Origin of the sequence: Chitinophaga varians (assembly GCF_012641275.1) — a bacterium.
Classification (GTDB): domain Bacteria; phylum Bacteroidota; class Bacteroidia; order Chitinophagales; family Chitinophagaceae; genus Chitinophaga; species Chitinophaga varians_A.
The window spans coordinates 1-17157 of record NZ_JABAIA010000002.1; the positions used below are offsets into that span (position 1 = coordinate 1).

General features: G+C 47.7%; 6 protein-coding genes. 5 read left to right on the forward strand and 1 reads right to left on the reverse strand.

What is annotated here, in order from left to right; all coding sequences use genetic code 11:
• Nucleotides 1-7: 7 nt before the first annotated feature.
• The 5 genes from HGH92_RS14645 to HGH92_RS14665 are packed head-to-tail and all read left to right on the forward strand — an operon-like array spanning nucleotide 8 to nucleotide 15748.
• Nucleotides 8-11329 carry an SDR family NAD(P)-dependent oxidoreductase gene (locus HGH92_RS14645; protein ID WP_410493978.1) on the forward strand — a complete coding sequence of 3774 codons (11322 nt, stop codon included), beginning with the start codon at nucleotides 8-10 and terminating at the stop codon, nucleotides 11327-11329.
• A gap of 48 nt (nucleotides 11330-11377) precedes the next feature.
• Nucleotides 11378-12703, forward strand: coding sequence for a TolC family protein (locus tag HGH92_RS14650; protein ID WP_168871561.1), 1326 nt, complete (start codon nucleotides 11378-11380; stop codon nucleotides 12701-12703).
• Nucleotides 12700-13797 carry an efflux RND transporter periplasmic adaptor subunit gene (locus tag HGH92_RS14655; protein ID WP_168871562.1) on the forward strand — a complete coding sequence of 366 codons (1098 nt, stop codon included), beginning with the start codon at nucleotides 12700-12702 and terminating at the stop codon, nucleotides 13795-13797. The genes HGH92_RS14650 and HGH92_RS14655 overlap by 4 nt, the downstream gene beginning before the upstream one ends.
• A 25-nt stretch (nucleotides 13798-13822) precedes the next feature.
• Nucleotides 13823-15067 carry an ABC transporter permease gene (locus tag HGH92_RS14660; RefSeq protein WP_168871563.1) on the forward strand — a complete coding sequence of 415 codons (1245 nt, stop codon included), beginning with the start codon at nucleotides 13823-13825 and terminating at the stop codon, nucleotides 15065-15067.
• Entirely contained in the window at nucleotides 15068-15748 is a 681-nt protein-coding gene (locus HGH92_RS14665; RefSeq protein WP_168871564.1) for an ABC transporter ATP-binding protein, read from the forward strand.
• Between the two features lie 56 nt (nucleotides 15749-15804).
• On the opposite strand, the gene HGH92_RS14670 is transcribed toward HGH92_RS14665, so the two are convergent.
• Nucleotides 15805-17151 carry an alkaline phosphatase family protein gene (locus HGH92_RS14670; RefSeq protein WP_168871565.1) on the reverse strand — a complete coding sequence of 449 codons (1347 nt, stop codon included), beginning with the start codon at nucleotides 17149-17151 and terminating at the stop codon, nucleotides 15805-15807.
• Nucleotides 17152-17157 lie beyond the last annotated feature (6 nt).

A 17157-nucleotide genomic window follows, 5' to 3' on the forward strand; every position in this document is an offset into this window, starting at 1 on the left:
CATCAGCCTGCATGATGTGGGGTATACATTGCAGACCGGAAGAGAAGCCATGGACGAGCGCCTGGCAGTGGTGGTGAAAGATGTCCCGTCGTTATTGGCCCAACTGGAAAAATATATATCCGGTGAAGCCGGAGAATATTACCACGATAACTGCCGTAAGGAAAAGGAAGAAAGCGTGACGGCCGGCATGTTATCAATACAGGACCTGGCAATGGTGGGCCGGTCATGGGTGAAGGGAGCGACTATTAACTGGCAGGAGCTTTATTCGGCAGGCCAGAAGCCGCGACAGATCAGCCTGCCCACATACCCTTTTGAACAAAAGCGCTACTGGTATAACCTTAGACTACATGCCAATAAACAGGAGCCGGATCCGCCGCAACAGAAGCAAGACAAGATTGTACTGGCTCCACCGGGACATGTACAACGAGTAGCCCTCACCGCTGCTGCTGCCAGGATTAGCCTGGAACCACTGGTAACAGAAAAAGAACACGCTATGGCTCAACCAATTATTACACTAACATCTGAACAGGATATGATAACAGAAAAAATTTACGATGCGCCGCAGGTGTTACAGCAACTGTCGTCTCTGCTGGCTGATGCGTTATATATAGAAAGCACACAGTTTGATAGAGATGAAAAGTTTATTGATCTGGGACTGGATTCCATTATTGGTGTAGAGTTGCTGCAAAAAGTAAATAATTGTTTTCATACGGATATCAGTGTTACAGATCTTTATAATTATCCTACTTTAAACACGTTAGGCGCTTACATATACAGTCAGCTACCGAACGCGGTGGCAGTACCGGAGAAAGAACAAGCAGACGAACAATATATTTCCTCACGACTGACAGCAGTTAAAAACGAAATACCGGAAATATTGAGACAGTTGTTGGCAGATGCTTTGTATATAGCTCCAGAGCAAATCAATGACGATGAGAAGCTCATTGATATGGGACTCGATTCCATTATTGGCGTGGAATTGGTGAAAAACATGAACGAGCAACTGGGACTTCATATAGAAGCGACTGATCTTTATAATTACCCGACGCTGAGAGAACTGGCAGCTTATATTTCAACGCTGCCGCCACATGCAGCCAACCCTTCAACTATCGCCGATACGCCCGCTCTCCCGGAAACTTCTCCGATAGCAGGCAGGCAGGATAAACAGGAAACACCAAAATCTCAACCCGTCGTGGTAGCAAGTGATATTGCCATCATTGGTATGTCCGCCAGAATGCCGGGCGCTGCCAGCGCTGATATTTTCTGGGAACATCTGAAAGCAGGCAAAGATATGGTGACAGAAGTGCCGGAAGAAAGATGGCGGAAGTCGTCTTATTATCATCCGGACCCTGCTGAAAGCGGCATGTCCTACAGCAGGTGGATGGGAATACTCGATGATATTGACCGGTTTGATCCCCTGTTCTTCAATATTTCTCCTAAGGAAGCAACATTTATGGACCCGCAACAGCGGCTCTTCCTCGAAGAATGCTGGAAAACCATTGAGGACGCGGGGTATGACCCCAAACAGCTGGCAAACCGGGCTTGCGGGGTATACATAGGCGCTGGCTATGGTGACTATCATAAAAGAATAGGATTCAGCAATAACGACCTGGCATATCTGTTGACTGGTAACAGCAGTGCTATTTTAAGCGCGCGCATTGCGTACCTGCTTAATCTGAAAGGGCCCAGCCTGTCAATAGATACTGCTTGTTCCAGCTCTTTAGTCGCTATTGCACATGCGTGTGACGGCTTGTTGCTGGGTAACTGTGACATGGCATTTGCCGGCGGCGTTTGTGTGCTGACAACTCCGGATATGCATATCATGACCAGTAAGGCAGGCATGTTAAGTCCGGAGGGGAAATGTAAAACATTTGACCAGCAGGCCGACGGCTTTGTGCCTGCGGAAGCAATAGGTGTGGTGTTATTGAAAAGACTGGACCAGGCAGAAAAAGACGGAGACAGAATACATGGAGTGATAAAAGGCTGGGCTGTGAACCAGGATGGTGCTACCAACGGCATTATGGCGCCAAGTGACAAGTCGCAGACCGCATTACAACGACATGTATATGATAAATTTAAAATTCATCCCGAAACCATTACCTATGTGGAAGCTCATGGTACCGGTACTAAACTGGGCGATCCTATCGAGGTGAAGGCGTTAAAGGAAGCTTTCAAAACCTACACCAGCAAAACCGGCTTCTGTGGTTTGGGAAGTGTTAAGTCTAATATAGGGCATTCACTGGCGGCAGCGGGAGTGGCCAGTGTTATAAAAGTGGTGCAGGCATTAAAACATAAGCAGATACCCCCAACGATTCATTATACAAAGCTGAACGAACATATTTCACTTGAACAGACACCATTTTACATTAACACCAGTCTGAAAGACTGGGTGATACAACACCCTGGCCTACGCCGGGCTGCTATCAACAGCTTTGGCTTTAGCGGTACCAATGCGCATATGGTGATCGAAGAATATCCAGCCAGGCCTGTTGCTGTTGCCAATACATCGCCAGCCATCATTGTCCTGTCTGCGCAGCATCCCGACAGGCTGAGGGAAATGGCCGGCAACTTGTTACAGCACTTGAAAGACTATCCTCATCTGGAGCTTCATGAAATCGGCTTTACACTGCAGACAGGGAGAGCCGCGCTGGTAGAAAGGCTTGCATTTGTCGCAAAAAGCCGGGAAGAGCTGTTGACCCGACTGGAAGGATACATTACAGGAGGCGCGGGCGAAATTTTCACCGGTAACGTAAGAAAAGACAAAATAGACTTTTTGTTGGAAGGGATAGCGGGAAAGGCCTATATCGAGGCGGCGCTTAAAGCGAAAGAACTGAAGTCGCTCGCCCGGTTATGGGTAAAAGGTGGTGATTTCAACTGGCATTTGCTGTATGACGGCAAATTGCCCGCCAAGGTGGGACTGCCTGCGTATTCTTTTGCGAGAGAATCTTACTGGTACGACGAAACCGTGCCCTCTGCGGAACCTTCCCGGGCAGATTACCCTAAAACGGAGATAAGTCAGCAACAACGATATACCAACGTATATTCCGGTCAGGAGACTTTTTTGGCAGATCATATCGTGCTGGGGGAAAAGATATTTCCGGGAGCAGCCTATCTGGAACTTGCCCGTGAAGCCGCTTCCCATATGACAGGCAGGCAGATCACCCAGTTAAAGGATATTGTCTGGATGCGGCCAATGACGATCAACGGAGTAGGGGCGAAGGTAGATACTGTACTCACCCGGACGGGAACTGAGTGGTGCTACCAGGTTCTCCGCACTAATGGCCACGGAGAAGAAATGCATAGCCAGGGCCGCATAGGAACCGCAATGTTGTCGTTGCCGGGAAGCCATGATCCGGAGATTATCAGAAGACGGTTACCCCGCGTTATGCATAAGAGAGAATGTTACAACTGGTTCTCCGAAAAAGGACTTCATTATGGAGATAGTTTTCAGGGGATAACCACACTTTATTTTAATGAAACGGAAGCGCTCTCGAAAATAACGCTTCCTCCAAGCCCGTCTTTCGTACTTACCCCGGGGATGCTGGATAGCGCGCTGCAAACCTGTGTTTGTCTGTGCACAGAAAACGAAACACAAAGGTTGCCGTTGCCCTATAGCATAAGAGAAGTGAATATCTACAGGGAACTGCCAGGAGACATCTGGTGTTACGCCAGAAAAGCGAATGGGAATGGCGTTGCACATACTTTCAACAACTTTGACCTGGACATCTTAAATGAAGATGGTGAGGTATTGCTGACCATCAGAGACTTTGCCGTCATTCCAATGAATACTGCGCCCCAATATGCTGCCAATACAAATGCATGCCAGGTGGAACCTATTGTGACACCGGCCACAGATACTGCCGGTGATCATATGCATACAGCAGCGGACCTGGATAACAGGATTAGGGAACTGCTTGTCATGATCGTATGTAAGGTGTTGAAGTTGCAGCCTGCCCAGGTTGACCCCGATACACCGCTGTTTGAATACGGTATCGATTCAATACTGGGACTGAATCTGATCAAGGAGCTGAACGAAGCCTTGCAAACCGCTATACCGACCACTATCCTGTTTGATTATCCAACTATTAATCAATTTGCAGCATACCTGAAACTTGAATATGCTGCCAGCTTCAGAGACAGCAATCCGCAGGTGGTGAGTGGCCCGTACCAGCAACAGGCGTCGGAGCCGGCAGGAATAACAGCACAGCATACCGGTGTTGCTGGCGGCGCAGGAAAGAGATTGTTGCTACAGGCGCCGGGGACTGTTGCCGATATACAACTGATGCCATTTGAACCAATGGCTCCCCGCGCAGGAGAAGTACTGGTAGAAGTAAAAAGTTTTGCATTGAATTTTGGGGATCTGTTATGCGTTAAGGGGTTGTATCCTAATATGCCTCCTTATCCCTTTACTCCGGGCTTTGAAGCTGCGGGGATTGTAAGGAAAACTGGTCATGGTGTCACAGCTTTTCGTGTAGGCGATGAAGTGTTGGTTGCCGGAAATAAAGGCCTGGGAATGCATGCAACCCATGTAACAGTTGACTGCGGGCAGCTCCTGCCCAAGCCGGAGAAACTTTCTTTTTCGGAGGCATGTGCCATGCCTGCTGTCTCCATGACAGTGGTGGAAGCATATAGAAGGGCGGGCCTGAGGTCCGGAGAAACGATACTTGTCCAGAGCGCTACCGGTGGAACCGGATTGATTGCCATACAAATGGCGCTTCATACAGGTGCCAGCGTGATCGCTACAGCCGGAAGTGAATTAAAACTTAATTACCTGAGAAAGTTGGGTGTCAGTCATGTAATAAACTATCTGGAGCAGGATTTTGAAGAAGAGGTGAAAAAGATCACTGCCGGAAGAGGGGTGGACGTATTGATCAATACCCTGGGAGGTGAAAACATCCAAAAAGGCATTAACTGCCTGGGTAAACGGGGAAGGTATGTGGAGCTGTCAATGACCGGCATTAAATCGGCCAACAAGATTGATCTCAGTAAGTTCTCCAACAACCAGACGTTTATCAGCCTGGATATTAACCGGTTGTTGAAGGACGACGAAAGTTATGCCAGGGAACTTTGGGATGCCTGCCAAACATTGATAGAACAGCATGTAATAACGCCTGTTATAGGGCGGCAATTTGATCTGCAACAGTTCAGGGACGCATACACGCAACTGGAAAATAGGAGTAACATTGGTAAAATAGTTATTAATACACAAATCCCTGGACCAGTAGTCGGAGATTATAATACAGATAAGGCCAGGGAGATACGGCCGATATCACATATGGAAAGTGATATTGCAATCATCGGCATAAGCGGCCAGTTCGGGGCGGCAAATAATCTGGATGAGTTCTGGGATGTGCTCAAAAGCGGTACCAGTCTCATTGAAGAAGTGCCGCCCGAGCGTTGGGATGTGAATGCGCTTTATAGTACCAATAAGGAAGATAAAAACAAGATCTATTGTAAATGGGGCAGCTTTTTGAAAGATATTGACAAATTTGATCCTCGCTTTTTCCGGATCACGGGGGTGGAAGCCGAAACAATGGACCCGCAACAGCGCCTGTTTCTGGAGCATTGCTGGAAAGCCCTGGAAGATGCGGCCATTAACCCGGAGCAGCTCAATGGAAGCAAGTGTGGCGTCTTTGTAGGTGTTGGCCCCGGTGACTATGTGCAGCTGTCCATGAAGGCTACCACTGAAGCTTCTGCTTTCTGGGGTAATACCAGTTCTATCCTTGCCTCCCGTATTGCTTACTATTTAAATCTGAAAGGCCCGGCAGTAGCAGTGGATACCGCCTGCTCCAGCTCGCTGGTGGCCATGGATATAGCCTGTAAAAGCCTGCTGTTGGGAGAGACCGATCTTATCATATCCGGTGGCGTGACGGTATACACCACCCCCGAGTTTTACCGCCAATCATGCCGGGCGGGGATGTTGTCTCCTCATGGCCGCTGCTATACATTTGATAGAAGGGCTGATGGATTTGTTCCGGGTGAAGGTGTTGGTGTTGTGGTGATGAAACGGTTAAAGGATGCAGAAAGAGACGGAGACCATATATATGGGGTTATCAAAGGAATATTAACCAATCAGGATGGTACTACCAGCGGTATAACAGCGCCCAGCACCACCTCGCAGAAAAACCTGGAGACGGCGCTTTATAACAGATATAATATTGATCCGGCGACGATCTCTTATGTAGAGGCACATGGTACCGGTACCAGCCTCGGCGACCCCATTGAGTTTCAGGCCCTGTCGGCCGCATTTGGCCAGTTTACCGGCAAAAAACAGTATTGTGGGCTGGGAAGCGTAAAAAGTAATATAGGCCATACCGTTATGGCAGCAGGCGTGAGTGGTGTTTTGAAGGTCCTTCTGGCACTGAAGCACCGGCAGTTGCCTCCGACGATCAATTTCGAAGCCTGTAATACACTGATTAGCCTCGAAGACAGCCCCTTTCGCATACAGGACAGGCTAACCAGCTGGGAAGCACCAGATGGTCTCCCACGCCGGGCTGCAGTGAGTAGTTTTGGCTTCAGTGGTACAAATGCCCATGTTGTCATCGAAGAATATGTGGCGCCGGATACAGGAAGACGTTTTTCCGGGCCAGTTATCCTGCCTTTGTCCGCCAGGAACGCTGACCGGCTCCGGAAGCTGGCAGAAAATCTGAAACAATATGTGGAGAAGTTCCCGGCATTGGAACTGCATGATATCGCTTATACGCTGCAGATAGGCAGAAAGGCAATGGAAGAACGACTGGCAATAGTGGCGACAGATAAAGAAACACTGGTGGCAGTACTTACAGCTTATATAAAAGGAGACACCCGCCATCTTTTAACAGGCAATATCAGGAAGAACGCAACACCGGGTGGCGTGGAAAGCGGTACTGTAAAGGCATTGGTCGACCGGCATATGCGGTACAGGGAGCTGAAAGCCCTGGCAGAACTATGGGTGCAGGGTGCTACGGTCCGCTGGGAGCAGCTATACGCTCAGCAACTGCCCGCCAGGATCAGCTTGCCGGCTTATCCCTTTGCAAGAGAGAGATATTGGCTCGCTACCTCAGACACTGCTGCGCAGCCTGTAATACCTGCTGCTACTAAAGAAAAGGAAACAGCAGAAATATTGTGTTTCGTTCCCGAATGGGAACAGGTGGCTACACAAAGTGCCGGACAGCTGTCTGGTAATGGTATCCACGTCGTGCTCCCCGGCGGCGCAGACCGGCCGTTCACGGAAAAACTGGAGGCGATATTGCAGCAGCGTGGCCTTCCGGTGGTGGTGCAACAGACCGCTGAGATACTACCAGACGGAACGACGGATGTCTACCTGCTACATGGCCTGAACAAAGACACAGCCGTAATAGGAGATCAGGAACGACAGTTTTTTACGGCTGTAAAGCAGTTGTTGTTTTCCGGTTATCGTGACAGAAAGCTAAATCTTACTATTGTCATTGCCCATACCCAGCAGATACTCGCGGCCGATAAGGTATCAGTAACAGGCAGCGGTATTACCGGCCTGGCTGGCTCGCTGGCCAAAGAACAACCATTGTGGCGTGTACGGGTGATAGATATCGAAAACGATAATGACATTCCATCCCTGCCAGACACACCTTACCATAAAGACGGAACGGTATGCGGCTACCGGCATGGAGCGTACTATGAACGCAAGCTTCGCACAATAAAAGCAGGCAACACCGGAAAAAGCCGCTTCCGGCAAAATGGGACCTACGTGATCCTCGGCGGTGCCGGCGGTCTTGGCCGGGAAACGACGGCATATCTCATCAGGAAGCACAATGCCCGGGTGATCTGGCTGGGACGAAGAGCACAGGATGAACAAATCAGCCGTTGGCAGGATACCGTGTCAGTGTCCGGCAACCGGCCGGTATATATTCAGTGTGACGCAACCGACAGGGCCGACATGGAACATGCGTATGCTGCAATTAAGTCGGCATATGGGCCTGTACATGGACTGATCCACTCAGCTATTGTATTAAATGACAAATTGCTGAAAGATATGAGTGATCAGGACTTTGAAGGTCCATTTGCCGTGAAAGCCTCCAGCAGCCATTGTTTGGTGGAAACATTCCGCAATGAACCATTGGATTTTATCTGTTTTTATTCTTCGGCGCAATCACAATGGAATGCTGCCGGCCAGAGTAATTATTCTGCCGGCTGTAGCTACAAGGACAGCTACGCCCATGCCGTTAGCCATCAATTGCCAATACCGGTGTATATCATTAACTGGGGATATTGGGGAGAAGTGGGAATCGTATCTTCTTCCGATTACCAGCGGAGAATGGCGTTCATGGGAGTGGAAAGCATCTCCTCTGCGGAAGGAATGGCGTTGCTGGAAGCGGTACTGGAAGGAAATACAAGGCAGGTGATTTATGCAAAGCTAACTGCAGCGGCCAGAGCTATGCTGCCTTTAACGACCAAAACCGAAAAAGTCCTCCCGGAATTATCGCTGCCGCCGATACCGCCTTACCATCCTGCAACAGAAGTGGAACAGCCATTTGAAGCCATCTGCGCGAAAGGGCTGTTGCAGGTATTCCTGGAATTCGGGCTGCAAACGGAACAGCCAGCGGAAATAGCTACAAAGTATCATCGTTTGTTTAAGGTATTGATAGGTTTCCTGGTGGACCGTGGTTATCTGGAGAAAAAAGGAAGCGCATTGGTGATACCGGAAGCCATACAAAACAGCTTGCCGGGCTTTAATGTGGCAGCGTCTATCGATGCATTGACAGCAACTCATACATCCTATACGCCCCACAGTAAACTGCTAAAGGCTTGCCTGGGAGCTTTCGGCGCAATATTGACAGGAAAAGCGAGGGCTACAGACGTCATCTTTCCGGGAGGAAGTATGGAGCATGTAAGCGGAATATACAAAGGGAACTATCAGTCTGACTACTTTAATGATGTATTATCGGAAGTAGTACTGAGCCGGGTGAAAGATATCTCTGATCATTTAGCCGGCGGAGAGAAGGTGCGTATACTGGAAGTAGGGGCTGGTACAGGAGGCAGTAGCGAGGTCATATTCCGGAAGCTCCGGGCCTATAGTGATCGGGTCGAATATGTGTACACCGATATCTCCCGCAGCTTTCTGTTACATGCTGAAGCTCATTACAGAGAGTTGGCTCCTTACTTAAAAACGGCCGTTTTAAATATAGAATCGCCGGTAGCCGGACAAGCACAGCCCATTGAATATTATGATATAGTGATAGGCTCCAATGTAGTACATGCCACCCGTAACATATATCGGACATTGAACAATATCAGGCCTTTACTGAAGAAAAACGGGTTATTGCTGTTGAATGAAATTGTTACCACTAATCTGTTTACCACACTGACATTCGGATTACTTGACGGATGGTGGCTATATGAAGATGAGGCCCTGCGAATGGAAGGAAGCCCCTGCCTGTCGTCTGGAAGCTGGGCGGCCGTGCTGGCAAAAAGCGGTTTTGGACAGGTCTCTTTCCATCCGTCGGACAGTGGGTTACCGCAGCAGATCATTGCCGCAGTCAATAGTGGACAGACGGAAATTAAGGTGCATGAAGCACCGCCTGTTTCTGCCAATGTTGCCAGGGCTCCTCAGGCGCCTGTAAGCCCCTCCGCGGGACAGCAGCATAATGAATGGCTGACTGCACAGCTGCTGGCGATTGCATCAGCAACCATCAAAATACCACAGGCCGATCTCGATGTGAATGAACACTTCATGGATTATGGTTTTGATTCTATATTGGCCAATACTTTTATACGGAACATTAACGAAGTATTGAAGATAACGCTGACACCTTCTGATATTTATAACAATACCAATATCGTTGACCTGGCCGGTTTTATACAGACCTGCTATGGAGAAAATTTAAACCGTCCGGCAGAATGCAACCCGGATAAAGAACCCGCAGATGATGTTCCTGTTGTACCTGAAACCCTGCATTATCCGCTATCCGAAGCACAAAAAGGCCTGTGGTACAATCAGGAAATGGATGCCGGCAATTTTGTGTATAATATTCCCCTGGCATTTACTTTTACCGGGCAGGCCAACAAAGATCAGCTGGTGTATGCCTATCGCCTGATGTTGCACGAACATCCGATTTTGAGGGCCGGTTTCGGTATTGACGAAGAAACAGGCACCGTTTGCCAAAAGATTAATATGGTGGAGGATGCGCTGTTTGTTGACTTTGTCGAAATTAACGAACAGCATGATGTCAGTGCGGAGTTCAACCGGTTACTGAAAATGCCGTTTAATCTGAGACAGGATACACCTGTTCGCTTTTATATCCGACAGGACAAGATGAGCAAAAAGATGTATCTGTTGTTTGTATTTCATCATATCGTATTTGATGGAATGTCTGGCGGGGTATTTATGCGGTCGTTCCTTGAGAAATGCCAAAAGCTTCACAGTGGCGGTATTGTGATTCCGCGGGACGAGGACCGGGCCTTTTTCAGTTTTGTGGAAGATGAACGTTTGTTTATGAAAAGTGAAAGAGGAGGTCTTAGCCTGGCTTACTGGAGGGAAAAGCTTTCAGGTACGCTACCGGTATTGTCATTGCCTTTTGATACCGTTGCTTCCGCTGCGGGCACCGGATATAGTGAAAAATTGGTTTCCCCGGAGATGTCACAGGAACTGAGATCATTGTCAAAGAAACTGAATGTTAGTCTGTCTTCGTTGATGTTGAGTACTTTTACTTTATTGCTGTATAAAATAACTGGTGAAGAGGACATCCTTACACTAATGCCTGTGGCCAACAGACCTGGGAAACAACACGAATCGGCCATCGGTTTTTATGTCAATATGATGATTGTCAGAAATAGCGTCCCAGGCGATAAAATATTTGCATCGTTTGTGGATGACGTGAAAAATGGGGTAGTCAGCGGTTTTGACCACATCGGGTATCCGTTTACAAGCCTTGTTTCGGCCCTGCAGCTGGGAGGGGGACAAGGGAAACTGCCACTGTTCAGAACGACCTATAACTTTCAGAATATTTACGACAATGTGCTGAAAATGGAAAATGGCCCTGAAGAAGTGAAGATGATGAACGGATTTTTACAGGAAACGGAGAGTGAATATACGATGGAGGTATTTGACCTGAAAAAAACACTCTGTCTGCGTCTGAAATATGACCGGTCATTGTTTTTACCGTCAACAGTTGAGGCTCATCTGACCTATTTTACTAATCTCTTAACCGCTGTTCTGGAGGATAGCAGTAAAAAATTAAAAGAATATGATATCTTATCCCCGGAAATGAGAGAGCAGTTATTAGCGGGATACTATCAGGCATCTGATTATGATGAAAATGAAACCTTTACAGGACTGTTTGAAAAGCAGTTCGGACACAGTACGGAAGTATAATCCCGAAGCCGCAGACTTATGGAATTATCAGGATACAAAAAGTATGGCATGACTTTGTTGAAAAAGCGGCTGTTATGGTGCATTCCAGTGATGCTGGTCGCCAATGCTGCCAGGGCCCAGTTGCGTTTCGCCTCCCTTCAGGACATTTGGGCCTATGCCGAACAACATAATATTCAGTTAAAGAGCGCTCATTTAAATGGCCTTATTGCAGGTATTAATATTAAACAGGCATATGGCGCCATGTTGCCGGTAGTGACGGCCACAGGAGGGTATACTGACAATATCAAAATACAACCTACGCTGATTCCGGAAAAACTACTGCGCCCAAATGTGCCGGACGGCGTTTTTACCGAAGCAACCTTTGGACGGCGATTTATTTACAATGGCGGCATTTTCGCCCAATTTGATATCCTGAATATTCAGGATTGGTACGCAATAAGAAGAGCACGGCTGAATGACGCCATATCCCGGTTCAATATAGCCAACGTCAAAATGGGCCTCTATCAGCAACTGGCGGATACTTACTACGCCTGTATGTTATTGACAGAAGCAGAGCGGCTCTCCCGGGAAAACTTAAAAACCACCACGGCGATTTATGAACTGGCGGATAACAAGTTTCACGAGGGTGTTATTAGCGAAGCAACGATCAATACCGTATTAATTAACAGGGAAAAGGCCGGGAAAAGCCTGGATGCCGCCACGCAGCACAGGCAGCTGCAACTGAATAACCTGCAACTGTTACTGAATGTATCTGATAGTATCGTCCTTACGGGTAATCCGGACGAGGGTACGCTGACGGATGCGGAGGACAGCTTCCCGACAGATCCCGCCATAAAGCTGTCAGACGCACGTATGCAACTGTCGGAGAACGAGCTGAGGAACGCCAGAGCCGCTCTGGCGCCTACTTTGAGCGCAATATATCAGTATAATCTTCAGCTTTCCACAAGTGAGTTCCTGAAGTCCAAAGATGGCAATACGATGCCCCAGCAGTATTGGGGGCTGAGGCTGACAGCACCATTGTTCGCCGGGAAGACCCGTTTGTATAATATTCAAAAAGCAAAAATTGATTATGACATACAACAGAAAGAGCATCATCACACCCGCTTACAGTCGGATATCAATAACAAAAATTTATTGCTTGCTTATAAAGCGTCGCTGAAAACCTATGAAAAAGCCAAAAATATCCTGGCTTTGTACCAAAGTAATGACGCCCATGCAACAAGGAAGTTTAACGAGGGTATTATCTCTCTGGACGAACGATTGAAATCATATTCGGACCTGATCATCAATCAGAACGAATATCTGCAAAACATGAGTGATTACTTTATCCAACAATATCTCCTGAAAATTCGTCAAACAAATTTTGTGGAATGAGAAAGATGAGAATAATGGCGGCCATTGTGCTGATGTTAACCATTAGTTGTAAAAACAGAAACGAAGAATGGACTTCACCCACAGTTTCATCCATTACAGAATCTGTATTCGCCTCCGGCCATATTGAAGCGGTAGGCCAGTTTGCGCTGGCGGCGCTTAACGACGGATATATAAAGAAAGTAACCGTAAGCGAAGGAGATACCGTAAAGGCCGGCCAGACACTATTTTTTCAGGATAACGCAACTTCTGCAATTCAACAACAAACCGCCGCAGAAAATCTCCGGATTGTCAAAGAGGAGGCTGCTGTCAATTCCGCTGTTTTCCGGCAACTGGAAGAACAATTGAACATGGCAAATGAAAAACTGAATAATGATAAAATCCAGTTGGAACGAATGCAGCGGTTATATACCACCAACTCCGTCGCCCGGGTGGAGGTGGAGGCTGCGCAGCTCAGTTATAACAACGCTGTCAGTAATGTCAATGTACTTAAACAAAAAATAGAAGCAACCAGCCTGGATTTACAACAGGCGGTTGTTAACAGTCACGGGCAACAACTGAGTGCAGCTGTAAATACCAGCTACTATAATATTAAAGCGCCAGGTGAATACAAGGTATATGCGTTGCTTAGAAAAGAAGGCGAATGGGTGCGTAAAGGAGAAACGGTGGCCGTATTGGGTGATGCTCAAAAACTAAAAATCGTTCTGAGCGTGGATGAAACAAGTATCGAAAAAATTCGCCTGGGGCAAAAAGTGCTGGTAGAGTTAAATACCGGAAAGGGCGTGGCACATATTGCGCATGTATCTAAAAAGTACCCTGCCTTCGATGCTGCATCGCAGGCGTATACTGTGGAAGCCCTTTTTGAAAAAAACAGCCCTTCGCTCATCAACGGAACGCTTTTGCAGGCGTACATTATAGTGGCCCGGAAGGACAATGCCCTGTTGATACCCAGAAAATGCCTCGGTCCGGATGGCAGCGTTGTGGTGAAAGCATCACGGGGGCGGGATACGGTGATGATCAAAACAGGCATCGTGTCAAACGAATGGGTGGAGGTCCTTTCGGCATTAAACCAATCCACCAGAATTCTGAAACAGTAATGGCAACAGCATAAGATATACGATAATGAAGTTCGGTGTTAATACTGAAATCGCTTTCACTTATATGGTCAGCCGCCATCGGCAAACTATTGTGGCGGCTCTGGGCGTGACTTTTGGAATAGGAATGTTCATTTTTATCAATTCCCTGATCTCCGGCACCAATCAGTGGTCGGAGAAAATCATGCTTAGCAGTACTCCCCACCTGCGTTTATATACCGACAGCCGATGGTGTGATACCAAACTGCTGGATAAATATGAAAGTAAAGGAACGGTCCATCTTATCAGTAATCCCCGGTACGTAAATACGACCAATAATATCATTAACCCTGATAATGTAATACAGCTGCTGTCTCAGTATGAAGAAATTACAAAAATGAGTAAACAGGTAAGCTCAAACGTGATCTACTCAAATAATAACCTGCAGGAGAATGGAAGTGTGGTGGGCGTCAATATTATTGAACAGGATGACATGTTTGATATCTCTTCCAGTATGATTTCAGGTTCTGTTAAGGCACTCGCTGAAAATAATAATGGTATTATCATTGGTGCGGGATTGTCGAAAAAACTAAATGTCAAAAAAGGAGACTACATCACCCTGGCAACAGGAAACGGCTTTACAAAGAGACTGCAGGTTACCGGTATTTTTAAAACCACCGTCAAGGCAGTGGACAATGGTAAATCCTATACGAATGTTCCGGTTGTTCAACAGTTATTGCAAAAGGACCGGGGGTATATTACCGATATTTATATCAACATAAAAGATTATAACAGAACGTCCGGGCTGGCCGATAAAATACAGAGACAAACGGGTTATGCTGTTGAAACATGGCAAAGTACCAATGAACAGTCGCTGGCAGGTAAAAAAATCAGGGACATCATCGCCAATGCTGTTGTTATCACCATTTTGCTGGTGGCCGGTTTCGGTATCTATAATATTCTTAATATGGTGATCTATGAGAAAATGAAAGAAATTGCGATTTTGAAGGCAACGGGATTTCAGGGATTGGACGTAATCAGCATATTTATCAAACAGGCATCACTTATTGGATTGGTTGGTACAATAGGAGGACTGTTGTTTGGCTGGTCGGTTTCTTATTTTGTGTCAAGGATTTATTTGGGAGTTGGTAGTGTTACCTACCTTCCGGTCACTTTTCAGTTTAAACATTACGCACAGGGATCTGTATTTGGCCTGATAACCGCCTTCCTGGCGGGATACATACCTGCCAGAAAAGCAGCGAAAGTAGATCCGATTAAAATTATAAGGGGATAAATGTCTGGTGCATCAATAGCCTTGAGGGCTCGAAATATCAATAAGTACTTTTATACACCGGACAAACTCCAGGTATTGAACAACGTAGGATTTGATGTGGAAAAGGGAGAGTTTGTTTCGGTAACAGGGAAGTCCGGCTCCGGGAAGTCTACAATGTTGTACATTCTATCAACGATGGACACTGATTATGAAGGCACAATTGAATTAAACGGAGAAAAAATTTCCGGCAGATCTGAGAATTATCTGGCTAAGTTCCGGAATGAACATCTGGGATTTGTGTTTCAGTTCCACTATCTGTTACCTGATTTTTCCTGTCTGAAAAATGTGATGATCCCTGCATTGCGTCTTGGAAGGTTATCCCCGAAAGAGATAGAACATAATGCTTATGAAAAAATGAAACAACTGGGTGTAGGGGAGCAGGCGTTGAAGCCGGCCTCAAAGATCTCCGGAGGGCAGCAACAGAGGGTCGCCATTGCAAGGGCACTGATCAACGAGCCCTCCGTTATCATGTGTGACGAGCCTACAGGGAACCTGGATACTAAAAACACCGGTATTGTTTTCGATATTTTTCAACGTTTATCTGCAGAACATAAAAAAACCATTATCGTGGTCAGCCATGACAACGATTTTGCCTCAAAAACGAACCGTATCATAGAATTGCGGGACGGAAGAATTCTCTGATGCTGTTTCCTCAAAAAAAAGCGGGGTAGAAACCCCGCTTCCATTCCTTATCCATTTTAATTGGATTTCTTCATCACTCCGGGATATACCATCCCTTCTGCATCTTTCAATGATATCCCCAATAATTTGGCTATCAACGGCGCTACATCTGTCAGTTCCATCACCGGAACGGTAATATTCTCTGCCAGTCCTGCGCCATAGGCAACAAACCCTGTCTGTATCTCCCTGAAATCGGGGAAATAACCATGGGCGCCGCCATTGGCTTTTTTCACCGCTTCTCCTTCCCGGTTGGCGGAGAATGCGATCCCCTGTACGGCGGTGAGCGCGAGCACCGCGTCAGGATCGGCGCCGGTCTGTGCCAGGGCGGGTTGTTCTATCACACGGAACTGTTTGCGGATGCTTTCGGGCAGTTCGTTCAGGATGGTTTTTACCTGTTGCAGTGTTTTGGTGTCGTTTTTATCTTTCAGCTTCAGGAAGGTGGAGCCGCCGCCGCTATGGAACAAGGCTTTCCAGCTGCCTGGATTTGTTTTGGTGCCGGCCAGGCCTTTTTGTGCGAGCCATACATTGGGCGCCAGGGAGGTGTGGATGTCCACGAAGCCGTGATCTCCGGTGATGATAACGGCGGTGCTGTCGCTGATGCCGGCTTTTTCGATGGCTTCGAGGATGGTGCCGATGCCGTGGTCGGCGGAAGCTACGGCGGTGGCTACAGCGTTGCCTTCCCGTCCTTCGCGGTGCTGCACTTCGTCGGTGCATGGCAGGTGGACGGTCAGCAGGTTGGGCTTGTAGCGACGGACCAGGTAGGCGGCCATGCGGCTAAGGGTTTCGTTCATGCCGAGGTAGCGGAGGTTCATGTCGGTGGACTCTAACTCGCCGGTGGCATGCTGCTGTATTTCTTCGAAGAGGCCTTGGGGCGTAGACTGCTCGCTGGTAGGCGCTCTGCGGTCGCCGGGATTGCTAAGGGAGAATGTCTCCGGGATGTTATAGTTCACCGGAGCACCTACTGACACCGGCCAGGAGACTGAGGCGGATATCAGTCCGGCTTTGCCGACAGCATCCCACAGCGTTTCTGCTTTGATATGGCTGGTCTCTGAGTACCAGCGGCCGCTGGCCCCTTCCGGTTCGAAAGGGGTATTGTAGCAGACGCCATGTTTGGCCGGTTTTACACCGGTGATCAGGGTGGTATGGGATGGATAGGTGATGGTCGGGAAAATGCCTTTTACTCCGGTGGCATGCACGCCTTTTTCTTTGATGCGTTGCATATTGGGCGCGGGCCAGGAACGGTCGAGATAAAAATCGGGACGGAAGCCGTCGATACTGATTAATACCACATATTTAGCCTGTTGGGCCATGGCGGCAGCAGATACTAGCAGTAACGCATATACGGAAAAGAGTAGTTTTTTCATGATAAT